9 protein-coding genes are annotated in these 11,852 nt (G+C 37.6%); 3 read left to right on the top strand and 6 right to left on the bottom strand.

The features are described from left to right. Positions 1-183: 183 nt before the first annotated feature. Complete coding sequence (gene uxaC / locus ACYVHJ_RS19070; RefSeq protein ID WP_460518003.1) at positions 184-1,611, top strand: glucuronate isomerase; 1,428 nt, start codon at positions 184-186, stop codon at positions 1,609-1,611. Positions 1,612-1,816: 205 nt separating this feature from the next. Here the strand turns inward: uxaC and fucP are convergent, their stop codons facing one another. The 4 genes from fucP to ACYVHJ_RS19050 are packed head-to-tail and all read right to left on the bottom strand — an operon-like array spanning position 1,817 to position 5,988. Next, positions 1,817-3,115, bottom strand: coding sequence for a sugar MFS transporter (gene fucP, locus ACYVHJ_RS19065; protein WP_460518000.1), 1,299 nt, complete (start codon positions 3,113-3,115; stop codon positions 1,817-1,819). A 24-nt stretch (positions 3,116-3,139) separates the two neighbouring features. Further along, complete coding sequence (locus tag ACYVHJ_RS19060; RefSeq protein ID WP_339902766.1) at positions 3,140-4,174, bottom strand: aldo/keto reductase; 1,035 nt, start codon at positions 4,172-4,174, stop codon at positions 3,140-3,142. Positions 4,175-4,201: 27 nt separating this feature from the next. Beyond that, positions 4,202-5,161 carry a GNAT family N-acetyltransferase gene (locus ACYVHJ_RS19055; RefSeq protein ID WP_460517996.1) on the bottom strand — a complete coding sequence of 320 codons (960 nt, stop codon included), beginning with the start codon at positions 5,159-5,161 and terminating at the stop codon, positions 4,202-4,204. Between the two features lie 5 nt (positions 5,162-5,166). Then, a complete protein-coding gene (locus ACYVHJ_RS19050) occupies positions 5,167-5,988 on the bottom strand; it encodes a 1-acyl-sn-glycerol-3-phosphate acyltransferase (protein ID WP_460517993.1) in 822 nt (273 codons plus the stop codon). 284 nt (positions 5,989-6,272) lie between these two features. Between ACYVHJ_RS19050 and ACYVHJ_RS19045 the strand changes: the two genes are divergently transcribed. Continuing rightward, a complete protein-coding gene (locus ACYVHJ_RS19045; RefSeq protein ID WP_460517990.1) occupies positions 6,273-7,109 on the top strand; it encodes a Rossmann-fold NAD(P)-binding domain-containing protein in 837 nt (278 codons plus the stop codon). Positions 7,110-7,180: 71 nt separating this feature from the next. Here ACYVHJ_RS19045 and ACYVHJ_RS19040 read toward each other — a convergent pair whose 3' ends face one another. Then, positions 7,181-8,011, bottom strand: a complete 831-nt coding sequence (locus ACYVHJ_RS19040) for a DUF4249 domain-containing protein (RefSeq protein WP_460517987.1) — start codon at positions 8,009-8,011, stop codon at positions 7,181-7,183. A 4-nt stretch (positions 8,012-8,015) separates the two neighbouring features. Beyond that, positions 8,016-10,430, bottom strand: coding sequence for a TonB-dependent receptor (locus ACYVHJ_RS19035; RefSeq protein WP_460517984.1), 2,415 nt, complete (start codon positions 10,428-10,430; stop codon positions 8,016-8,018). 441 nt (positions 10,431-10,871) lie between these two features. Here ACYVHJ_RS19035 and ACYVHJ_RS19030 point away from each other — a divergent pair, with 441 nt between their 5' ends. Next, positions 10,872-11,837 (top strand): vWA domain-containing protein, encoded by a 966-nt coding sequence (locus ACYVHJ_RS19030; protein ID WP_339902061.1) that lies wholly within the window; start codon positions 10,872-10,874, stop codon positions 11,835-11,837. Positions 11,838-11,852: the final 15 nt, after the last annotated feature.

Here is an 11,852-nt window from a genome sequence, read left to right as displayed (position 1 = left end):
TATCGTTAATGAAAACAAAAATAGACTATACAATCGTTTAATCCTCAAGATAACCAACAAAAAAGGAACCTCATGGATATACAGGCAATTTTTATTTATGCAATCGATTGGCTAAATCACTCAAAAGTCTGGAATAAGCAAAAATAAATTTTTAATATTACTATTAGATTAAAAGAATAGATAATGCAAGACACAGTAAAACCTTCTAATAACACTTTCCTAACTGATGATTTTCTTCTAAAAAATGATTTTTCCAAAAGGTTATATCATGATTATGCGAAGAAAATGCCAATCATTGATTACCATTGTCACCTTTCTCCCAAAGACATCGCTTTGGATCGACAGTTCAACAATATGTCTACGATCTGGTTAGAGGGAGACCATTATAAATGGCGCGCCATGAGAACATTAGGTGTCGATGAAAAATACATCACAGGAGACTCCAGTGACCAGGAAAAATTTGAAAATTGGGCAAAAATTGTTCCTCAGACAATGAGAAACCCTTTGTATCACTGGACTCATCTTGAATTGAAAGGCTATTTTGGTGTAGAGAAACTGCTAAATGAAAGTTCTGCCTCAGAAATCTATAACACTACTACCGATCTTCTGCAACAAAAAGAATTCAGCACCAGAGGCTTATTATCAAAAATGAAGGTGGAAGTAGTATGTACAACGGATGACCCAATTGACAGCCTTGAATACCATCAAATGGCCAAAGCTGAAAATATCTCAATAAAATTACTTCCTACATTCAGACCGGATAAAGCTTATGCGGTAGAAAACCCCAGCGCATACATTGCCTACCTGGAAAAGTTAGCAAATGCTAGCAGCCTGACCATCGAAACCTATGAAGATCTTTTGGCTGCTTTAGAAAATCGCGTCGCATATTTCCATGAAAATGGAGGTAGACTATCAGACCATGGACTTGAGCAATTGTATTTTTTTGACAATGAAAAATATTCGATAGACACCTTATTTGCCACCATCAAGAAAGGTGAAAATCTCCAACCTGACGAAATAAGGTATTTCAAATTTAAAACCCTCACAGCGCTTAGCAAGATGTACCATGCCAAAAGCTGGACCCAACAATATCACCTTGGCGCTCTCCGGAACACCAACGAAAGAATGCTCAGAATACTAGGCCCTGACACCGGATTTGATTCCATTGGAGATTTTTCACAAAGTGTAGCTTTGGCCAAATTTCTTAATAACCTGGATAGTACAGATCAATTGTCAAAAACCATTTTATACAACCTTAATCCGGCAGACAATGAAGTAATGGCCACCATGGTTGGGAATTTTAATGATGGCTCTATCAAAGGCAAAGTTCAGTTTGGCTCCGGATGGTGGTACCTGGACCAAAAAGATGGCATGGAAAAACAAATCAACACCCTATCAAATATGGGAATCCTCAGTTGCTTTGTAGGCATGCTTACAGATAGCAGAAGCTTCTTATCCTTCCCACGACATGAGTACTTCAGAAGAATCCTTTGTAACCTAATTGGCCAAGATGTAAGCAATGGCGAGCTACCTGCCGATGAAGAGTGGTTGGGAAAAATGGTTGAGGATATTTGTTACCGAAATGCCAGAAATTATTTTGGTTTCTATTAATAGCCATCAAGAGGTTTATTCAGTCCAATTTATACAATAGATTCTCTATCCAAAATCAAGGAGGAATTGAATAAATCTTCCAGTACAATTTTATTCATCCCATAAAAAAGCTCCATGCTATTCACTTAGCATGGAGCTTTTTATTTGATCAGCTTTTTTTATAAATATTTAGCGGTACAACATGCAGCTAAAACACCATTAAGCATTAAGACGCTTCTGTATTTTTACTGGGATCTTGGAAATAATGCGAAAGCCCAAAATACATTACTACCCCAAAACAAAACATGGGTACATAATAAGAAAGGCCAATGCTGCCGCTGATATCAGAAACCTGACCTTGTACAGCAGTGATTAATGCACCTCCTAATATGGCCATAATCAGTCCTGAACCACCTAGTTTGGTATCATTACCCAAACCTTCAGCAGCCAAACCATATATGGTTGGAAACATAAGTGACATGCATACAGATATTAGAACCAGTGCAATTACAGCCATCATTCCAGTTCCATAAATTACCACGAAACTCAAAAGTATGGCTAAAAGCGAAGAGAGTGCCAATAAAATTGAAGGTTTAAAAAACTTCATCAAAAAGGTGAATAGAAAACGACTACCGGCAAAAAGCACCAAAGAAATTAAATAATAATCCGAAGCCCCACTTTCCATCACATTAAGTTCAGCCATTACATACCTGATGGTAAAAGACCAAACTCCTATTTGAGCCCCTACATAAAAGAATTGTGCCATTACGCCTCTAACGTAATTCTTATTTTTCAAGAGCCTTCTAAATCCCCCAATTACCCCATCTTTTTCTGTTTCTTCAGAAGCAACAGGCATCTTTACAGCCCTGATAATAAACCAAACGACAATTAGAAACAAAGCCACTCCAACGTAGGTGCTTACCACGCCTGCAAGCTCATCTGCCTGGATGGCTTCTAGTTCTTCAGGTGCCATATTGGTCCGGTCTGTGGCCTCGGCAGTATTGAGTTTAGAGAGAATAAATACTTTACTTAGAAAAACTCCAATAACAGAACCAATGGGGTTAAATGACTGTGCCAAATTAAGCCTTTGAGTGGCTGTTTCAGGAGGTCCAATCACTAAAATATAGGGATTAGCTGCTGTTTCCAAAATAGAAAGTCCCCCGGCTAGTACATATAAGGCAAGCAAGAAGAACCCATAAGACATCATCATTCCAGCAGGATAAAATAACAGTGACCCTAAAGCAAAAAGTCCTAAGCCTAAAAGAATACCTGATTTATAAGAGTACTTTCTAATAAATATAGCTGCGGGCAAGGCCAAGCAAAAATAAGATCCATAGAAAGCCAACTGAATCCATGAGGTCTGGAAATCAGTCATGCTCATGATCCTCTTAAAAGCGGCAAGTAATGTATCAGTCATATTGTGGGCTACACCCCACAACATAAACAATCCTGTAAGCAATAGGAATGGCCAAAAATTCTTCTTTGAAATTAATTCTGCCTTGGCTGGGTTTATTGTTTGACTCATTGGTGATTTAGGTTATTTAGATTTTTAAATATTAGGGAAACATGAAATTAAGGATTTATCTTTTAATTCCTTCCAAAATGCTAAAGGCAATGAAGTTTCGGAGGCAATCAAATTTTTCTTTACCAATTCTGGTTTGTTTACACTAAGCGCAATACTTGTCACCCCCGGGATAGATAAAGAAAATTGAATGCAAGCATGAAATGGGTCCACCTTATACGCTTCACAGACTTCAAAAAACTTGTTCCTCCATTGTATCTTTTTTTGGTCTTCAACATCATCAGGGTCTAGCCTTTTGTAATCAAAAAAATCTTCTCCTGTTAAAAACCCGGATTGAAAAATGGCTGCTAGAATTATTCCAACCCCCTCATTCCTCAACAAGCCTACAAAATCCATCAATTCAGGAGGATGATTGATCAAAGAAAGACTATTGGCAATCATTACATAGTCCAGTGGAACACGCTGATAAACCTCTTTGATGATTTTCCAATCTTTAGCGCCAACCCCAATCCCCTTAACTTTGCCTTGTTCTTTCAACTCCTTCATTGCTCTAATCGCTCCCAAGACATCTTCCCATAAGGCCTCCTTTTCTTCTTCAGAACTGGCTTTATCCAAAAACTCATCGGGGTCGTGAAGGGAAATCAGCTGTGGTACATAGCCCTGTAAGAGAGCATTGTCTTTCTCGAAACACTCAAGAATTCCATCGTAACTTATTTTCTGAACGGCATCATTTTTTATCCCCTTCCAAATGTTAGGCTCAAAAAGAGGTTCCGGTGTGGTAAGAGGAACTCTCTTCCAGCCAAGTTTATTGGTGATAATGACATTTTTCTTGGGTATAGCTTCTTCTACTAAAAATTCTCCCAGCACTTCCAAAGCCAAGCCGGCTCCATATTTCCCGGCAGTATCAAATACTGTAAAAGGGTGCGTTTGTTCAAATGCCTCTTTTAATATTTGCTTCTTTTCTGCTTTTGTATAGGATTTAAAGAGGTTCCCTAGAGCACTACTTCCAAAAATGATTGATGGAAATTCTAAGCCTGTTTTACCAAATGGCCTTGTATTCATTTCAAACGAGATTCTAGGACTAGCATTTTATTTTTCGTTTTTTTTCATCCCATAAAAACGATCTCTGGCAAAAGTCTCTAGATGCCTGTGTTTTTTTGACTCGTATATATCAGATATGGTAATGAGTATTCCCGTTTCTTCCACAGCTCCAAACTCATAATTCATTGCAGTCCCAAAAGTTTTCATTGTGGAAGAGAGGTTCATGTATGTATTGATCAGTGGAGGAATATTTTCTCCTAAACTTCGTACCTTGGAGTTAAGTACCTTATACCCCTCCTTGTAGGACAATCCATCAAAGGTCCCTCTAAAATTGCTTTCGTCAGTTTTATAATCCAATGAAGTAATTGGTACTATTAACTTGTTATTGTCCGGGAAATAATGATTCATAAAATAAATTAATAAATCCCTAGCCTCTGCGTTATAATGGGGATACATGGTTACTTTACCGAAAAGATATTTAACATCCGGATTGATCATTACAACCGCTCCCAAACCATCCCACAAATTGTCCAAAGAAAAAATCCCTCTCCTGTTGTCAACGCTTGGCTGGTATTTAGGCTGAACGAAAGACCGGCCCAGTTCAATGGTATAAGGAAGATAATCCTTAATAAAGGAATCCGAAAAATTAAAAAGATGGGCTGTGGAAAGATTCACTGAACCTTCTTCAGTATACCCCGCATCAGAACATTTAATCAACCTGTACCCTGCAATAATCTCTTCATCTAAGGGGTTCCATGCGATCAATTGATCGTAGCATTTTTCGCAAGTATCATTTTCATCTATATCCAAGGGTAATCCCGTACCACCTCCGGCAGCTCGAAATGACACCTCACGTAATCGCCCAATCTCTTTCAATACATTAGGCGCATTATGTTGATTAACCAAATATATTTCATTTTCCCCATTGTTCACATATCTTAAAAATCGATCGGGTGTCAATTCCTTTTTTATGGCATCCCTTTCAATCGGGTTGATAATGTCTTGCATAAATCCTACTTGTTCTGGACAATATTGTATACTATTTTTTTAACTTCCTCTGCCCAATATCTATCCGTTTTAGAAGCATCAAAATACTTGTAAGAAATCGGTTTTCCTATATGGACAACAATTTTTTTGTTTTTTTGACCAAACATTTCGTCCGCCAAATAAAACATTTCAACATTGGCCTTTACTCCCAACCTTTTCCTAAGATTGGCCAAATTATAAAAAAATGATGAATTTCTACCTTCTATATAGATAGGAACAACATCTTTTTTATACTTCTTCGCTTTGTTGACAAAGCTTTTTTTCCATTCCAAGTCCTTGATGCCGTCCTCCTGCTTTCGGGAAACCAACCCTGCAGGAAAGATAATGACGCCATTTTCGGAGGCATAAGTAGCTTCTATAACCTCAACACCTCTTTTTCCATGCCCTCCATGCTTATTTACTGGCACAAATAATTTACCGAAATTAGGGATGTTCATCAAAACATCATTAACCAAAAACCTCAGATCCTTTCTGAATTTACCAAGCACATGCATCAGGACAATACCATCCAAACCTCCTAATGGATGATTGGAAGCAAAGATAACATTTCCGGTTATTGGTATATTGGATTCATTCTTTACTTCTATTTCCATACCGAACTCGTCTATTAAGGCATTTACAAAAGCCAATTCCCTCAATCCGGCATGCTTTTCCATAATCTCATTAACTTCTGTTTCATGAGCAATTCTTTTGATATAGGAGAGTAAAAAGCCGGGAATCCACTTTAATAAACCTGGATTTTTATTCCCAATTACTTTCTCTATCTCAATGAATTTTTTCTTTGTCACTTGAAAATATTTTTAATGATTAATTGACCAATACCCATCCCTACTGATATTCAACTGATGTACAGACCAGTAAACTTAAAATTGGTGAAAGATTTTTTGAATCAGTGCTTTTTTGAATATAAGGTACAACAAAAATACAGAAATTAATTTATCAGTTTCAATTGATTTATCAATCTAATCCTTGATTTTTCCATTCGGCACTTTTAATTGCCATTAAATTATCCTTAATTAAACCTTTAACTTTTCAATATTTAAAACAACCCAACTTAGCCCATCACAAGCCAATGAAAATCGCAATAACAGGAGCCACCTCAGGCATAGGGAAAGAAAAAGTTAAAGCCCTAGCCCCACTATGTGAACAAATGTTTCTTTTGGTAAGAGACGAAGGTAAAGCAAAAGACCTTATCCAATCCCTGCCCTCCCACCAGGAAAAAATCAGCGTGATTTATTGCGATCTTTCTGACTTAAGCTCTGTGGCAAATGCCGCCTCAACTTTATCTCATAAAACAGACCAATTGAACGTTTTAATCAATAATGCCGGGGGTATCTTTCCTGAAAAATCGATCACGACAGATGGACACGAACTCACTTTCTGTGTCAATCATCTGGGCCACTTCCTCCTCACCTACCTAACCTTACCTCTTTTAATTTCCGGCAATGGCGCAAAAATTATCAATGTTAGCTCTGAGGCCCATAAAGCGGCCAACATCAATCAGAATGATCTAGAATTAAAAAACGACTTTTCATCTTTTAAGGCTTACGCCAATGTAAAGCTATACAACCTACTCTTCACAAAATCCCTAGCAGAGAAATTCAGTGACAAAAAAATAGAGGCCTATGCCTTACACCCCGGGGTGGTCAACACCAACTTCGGTACCCAAAGCAAAGGGATATTTAAATTCCTCCTATTCTTGGCAAAACCTTTTATGATTGGTCCTAAAAAAGGAGCTCAAACCGGAATATACCTGGCTTCTGCCCAAATGGATTCCTTGAGCAATGGAGGGTATTATAAAAAAAGAAAATTGGCTAAAGCCAAAAAGGATGCCTCCTCTAAAAAGCTAAGAGACCTCCTTTGGCAATACAGTATAGCCCAAATACAGCCATTTTTGGAAATTAAATAGCCATAAAAAGACTTTCTCCCATTAACAGGATTAACACCTAGTCTTCCTTTTGTAGGCTATTCCGGTAATAATTATTCCGGAGCCTCAATGCTTATTGTTTTTGAAATAATTGACCCTGTCATAAAGTACCCCAAAACCTGCCCTTCTCCATTGACTGTCTGAATGTTCGATTCAGGATTCTCAGGAGGAGGGCTAAAAAGTCCACCATCATTAAAGAGTAATGAAACAAATTGATTCAAATAGTTATAGGCATTCTCATTCAACCGAATCAATTGAAGTTTGACTTTATCATTTTCCTCAAAAGCAAAACCGTTCAATTCAAATCCATTGTTCAATACATTAGTCCCAAAGGTGTCATCAAACAGAAAATAATCCCCTCTATCATTCAATAATGAATCATTTTTTGTAAGGAGCAAGCGGTAATAATTACCGTCTTCAAAAGGAATTTTACCATAAACTGTCAAATAATACCCCTCTTCGGAGAAAAAACTTTCTTCCTCATACACATAGGTAATGCTATCTAAAACGGGGGGCTCTTGGGTCAATCCTTCACTAATGTATTCATTTTCATCAATTATTACTTTCAGGGTATAATTGTGCCCGGGAATGGCTGATTGCCCACTTAGTGGAGTATAGTAACCCAATTCATCTTCGAACTTAAAATCAACCAATGTTCCGGAAGCATTGTCTATGATACTGACTGAAGCGCTACCCACAACTTCATTGGCCAAGGTGTCGAAATAATCTCTTGAATAAGAAATTTTCACATAGTTCTCCGCCCCATCATCTGTCCAGACAGCCTCGATTACCGGCACCTTTGTGACATTTCCTAAATCAAGTTGCACTTCCTCCTGACAGGATAAAAGAAAAATTAGGCCTATTATCATTCCAATATTTTTCATTTTTTTAAAAGGTAAAGTTATACGTTACTGAAGGTAATATTCCAAATAAATAGGTCATCACAACTCCAGGTCTCTGAGAAGTGACTGGCATTCCCTCACTGGAATCAAAATTAATATCGTTGTTTTCTATATCCCTAAACTCGTAAGAAAATGGGTTTTTCCTGCCGTATAGATTGTATACGCTAAAATTCCAACTTCCTTTCCACCATCGTCCTTTATCTTTATTCTTAAGCGTCAATGACAAGTCCATTCTGTGATAATCCGGAAAACGACTGTTGTTTCTATAAGCATCATACAGCGGAATCCTTTGATTGTCGACAACATAGGACCCCACTGGAAAGGTAACAGCAACTCCCGTAGTATAAAGGAAAGTTCCGGACAAGGAAAGGCGATCTGAAAGTTCATGAGTAAGCACCAAACTCACATCATGAGGCCTATCAAAACGAGGGTTATATGGAAGACCTTGATTGATCCCTTCTATTTGTCTGTAAACCCTTGACCAGGTATAACTCAGCCAACCGGTGGTTTTCCCAATGTTTTTCCTTAATAAAAACTCCAATCCATATGCCCAACCATCGCCGGTCAATATCTCTGTCTCCACATTGTCTTTAAACAACACATTGGCATCTTGTCTGAGATCAATAACATTTCTAAAATCACGATAATAACCTTCTAAAGATAGCTCCCACTGGTCGTTATTTAGGTTTTTAAAAACACCTATCGAAACCTGATCGCTCCTTATAGGTTCAATATACTTACCGGCAGGAATCCACCGATCTATGGGAAGCCCTGCAGAAGAATTGGAAGCTACCTGGATGTATTGTAGATTACGATTAAAACTTCCTTTTAGTGCCAAATCATCAGAGACAAGGTACCTTAAGGCTACCCTTGGCTCAAGGCCTTCATAAAACTTCATCCTTTCTCCAAAACTGTAATTCAAAGTGTCGGACACCACTCCATCTATGGTTGGATCATCATTTTCATAAAGGTAATTTACACCATCACCGATTTGTTGATAAGCAGACCACCTAAGGCCTGCCTCCACACTAAGTTTATCTGTTAGTTCAGCATTACCGGCGATAAAAAAACTGTTTTGGAACCCAACCCTCGTACTTGATTCAAAAGGTTCTAAGCTTTCTGAATCGGTAAATTCCAGATCTACAGGAGCAAAATAATATAGCTGGCTGTGCAGCCCGAACTTTAGATCAATGTTTTCATTGGGGACATAGTTAAAAGTAGCCTTCCCTCCACTTTCTGAAAAATAGTTAGACCAATCAAACCCATTGTCTTCGTCGCTGACATTAATTTTATATTTATAAAAGCTATAATATGCCGTTACATCCAAAAACAGCCGGTCATTGATTTGTCTATCCCACTTGAATAAATTAATCCAATTGTTCCATCCCAGACCAAACTGTTTCGATAAACCGAGAAAATCACTGCCGTAGTAAGTTGAGAAAGTAAATTTATTCTTCTCTCCATTGCGCCACATTAACTTGCCGCTTAGATCATAAAAGTACAATTGATTTTCTCTGATGGACTCATTAGATGAAAAACCCAAAAAAACGTCTGCATAAGTTCTTCTGGCTGACACCAAAAATGAGGCGTCTTCAGAAAACAAAGGACCATCCAAAGTTATCCTGGAACTGATACTCCCTATTCCTCCTTCACCTCTTAATTTTTGGGTGTTTCCTTCTTTCAAAGAGATATCTACTAAAGAAGAGGCTCTTCCCCCAAAATTGGCAGGAATATTTCCTTTATACAATGTCACATCACTGATGGCATCAGGATTAAAAACAGAGAAGAAGCCAAAAAAATGAGAAGGATTGTAAATTGGTGCGCCATCAATTTGAATTAAATTTTGATCGGAAGAACCTCCCCTGACGAATAAACCGGTAGTTCCTTCTCCCGCAGTATTAACCCCCGGAAGAAGCTGAATACTTCTTAACAAATCCACTTCACCAAAAAGTGCCGGAATTCTTTTTAGTTCAGCACCTGAAATTTCATTTTTTCCAATGGCAGTACTTTTCACATTGTAATCTTGTCTACGCTCAGACACCACTACTTCAGACAAATTCATCTCTTCAGGACTGAGAAAAAATTTCATAGATTTCAACTCAGCTTTCTCATTGACAGGCCTACTTACTGATTCATAACCTAAAAATCTTATATTAAGCACATTGGGAAGCGAGTCAATTTCTATAGAAAAGAAACCATTTTCATCTGTAATCGTTCCCCTGCTAGGCTGGCTTGTCCAGAACACAGTTGCGCCAAGCAAAGGCTCTCCTGAACCATTGTCAAAAACTTGCCCGTTTAAGTTACCTGGGCTTTGGGCCAAAGATTCAAAGCCAGTGAATAAATTTACAGCAATAAAAATAACGATTATTAGCCTTAAAGGTAGCGGGTAGAAAAGGTTCATTATGTACTGTGAGATTAAAAGAAAATAGTCTGGAAATTGAACACCTTATGGAATTGTACTATTGATATTTCACCATATTAAAACGATAAAAACTTTATGTTTTTATTATTGCTTAAGCAGGTTAGATTAAACATCCTAATAACCAGGTTTTGTTACATGATTAATTAAAGCTCAAAGCTATTGGAAATTCTAATGCAATTAAAATATGGGATTAAGAATCATTGAATTAACGGTATCTCCACAAAATTGTTAAGTTTGTGATCGATAAATTAATGTATTACATGAAATATTAACTACTAGATAACATTTCAACCTTAAAACCAGCAAGTAAGGCCTATCGTTTCAACCCCTGCGAAAAGACAATGGCATGAAAATTTTGCCAAAAATCAATAATTCATCTTCATTCATTCCGTTTTAAGTTATAATGATTAATTTCAACTTATGATTTGGGCATATCCTGACAATAGTTTAATGGTAACACTGGTAGCAATATTCATTTTGCTATATGGGTTCTATCTTTACCGATTTTGGAAAATCAATCAGAAAATCACTGTTAAGAAGCGGCGATTGATATGGAAAATGATTTTACGAAGTTTGTATTTTTCCTTATTCCTTATCGCTTTAGCAGGGCCCTCCATTGGTAGTGCAATGAAAGAGATTAAACAGGAAGGCAAAGATATCTTCCTTGCCATAGACCTATCTAGGTCTATGAATGCGGAAGACATTAATCCCAGCAGGCTTCAAAGAGTTAAATTTGAATTGAAAAATTTGGTGAAAAACTTCAGCTCTGACAGGTTGGGAATCATTATTTTTTCCTCAGAGGCTTTTATTCAATGCCCTTTAACTTTTGATCAAAATGTAATACAACTGCACTTAGACGGCTTGAATAGCGGATTGGTTCCAAATTCAGGGACGGATATAGCTGCTCCACTAAAACTCGCTTTTAGCAAGTTTCAATCGGACGAGAGTCAAGAACCAAAATCGAAAGCCATAATATTAATAAGTGATGGAGAAGATTTTGGAGACGGTCTGGAACAAACACTAAATGACCTAAATGCGGACGGAATCAAAGTTTTCAGCATGGGAATAGGTACAGCCAATGGCAGTACAATTCCTCGTGGCAGCGGTGTGGTAATAGACCAATCAACCAATAGGCCTGCTATTTCAAGATTAACTTCAGACAATTTAAAAAAGATCGCCAGCGATACCGGCGGGGGTTACTTTGAGTTAAGCAGCGACCAAAATGACATCCCCCAGTTGATCGATGCAATCTCCAAACTGGAAGGCACCGTTATGGCCAGTAGAACTGTTGAGGCTTCCTCAAATAAATATTTCTACTTTCTTTTGGCAGCATTATTTCTTGCCATTATAGATGCTATACTGCCTGTCAGAACCTTATCATTTTAATTTAACAGAAAAAAA

This window comes from Cyclobacterium sediminis (assembly GCF_054781075.1).
This window is presented reverse-complemented; position numbering and strand designations above follow the sequence as displayed.

Coding starts and splice junctions, on each gene's coding strand:
- uxaC (WP_460518003.1), top strand. CDS start 184: ATGCAAGACACAGTAAAACCTTCTAATAACACTTTCCTAACTGATGAT.
- ACYVHJ_RS19040 (WP_460517987.1), bottom strand. CDS start 8,011: ATGAAAAATATTGGAATGATAATAGGCCTAATTTTTCTTTTATCCTGT.
- ACYVHJ_RS19045 (WP_460517990.1), top strand. CDS start 6,273: ATGAAAATCGCAATAACAGGAGCCACCTCAGGCATAGGGAAAGAAAAA.
- ACYVHJ_RS19035 (WP_460517984.1), bottom strand. CDS start 10,430: ATGAACCTTTTCTACCCGCTACCTTTAAGGCTAATAATCGTTATTTTT.
- ACYVHJ_RS19030 (WP_339902061.1), top strand. CDS start 10,872: ATGATTTGGGCATATCCTGACAATAGTTTAATGGTAACACTGGTAGCA.
- fucP (WP_460518000.1), bottom strand. CDS start 3,115: ATGAGTCAAACAATAAACCCAGCCAAGGCAGAATTAATTTCAAAGAAG.
- ACYVHJ_RS19055 (WP_460517996.1), bottom strand. CDS start 5,161: ATGCAAGACATTATCAACCCGATTGAAAGGGATGCCATAAAAAAGGAA.
- ACYVHJ_RS19060 (WP_339902766.1), bottom strand. CDS start 4,174: ATGAATACAAGGCCATTTGGTAAAACAGGCTTAGAATTTCCATCAATC.